Source organism: Wenyingzhuangia sp. 2_MG-2023, from assembly GCF_030548295.1.
Classification (GTDB): Bacteria; Bacteroidota; Bacteroidia; order Flavobacteriales; family Flavobacteriaceae; genus Wenyingzhuangia.
The window spans coordinates 1-509 of sequence record NZ_JAUOSB010000072.1 but is presented as its reverse complement, the minus strand read 5'-3'; the positions used below and the strand labels follow the sequence as shown (position 1 = coordinate 509).

Sequence of the window (509 nt, the reverse complement as noted above, 5' to 3'; positions counted from 1 at the left end):
GCTGATACAGATGGAGATGGAATCATTGATGATATAGATAACTGTATAGATGTTGCAAACCCAGGACAAGAAGATGCAGATAATGACGGAATTGGAGATGCTTGTGACGACGATGCAGATAACGACGGAATTACTGATGACGTAGACAACTGTGTAAATACAGCGAATCCAAATCAGGAAGATGCTGATAATGACGGGATTGGAGATGCTTGTGACGACGATGCAGACAACGATGGAATTACTGATGACGTAGACAACTGTGTGAATACAGCGAATCCAAATCAAGAAGATGCTGATAATGACGGGATTGGAGATGCTTGTGACGACGATGCAGATAACGACGGAATTACTGATGACGTAGACAACTGTGTGAACACAGCGAACCCAAATCAGGAAGATGCTGATAATGACGGAATTGGAGATGCTTGTGATGACGATGCAGACAACGACGGAATTACTGATGATGTAGACAACTGTGTGAACACAGAGAACCCAAATCAGGAAGATGC

At 43.2% G+C, this 509-nt stretch carries 1 protein-coding gene; it reads left to right on the top strand.

Annotated features, from left to right (window positions below):
• Window positions 1–509 (top strand): thrombospondin type 3 repeat-containing protein (locus tag Q4548_RS16720; protein WP_303457179.1); only part of this gene is annotated, 509 nt, incomplete at both ends.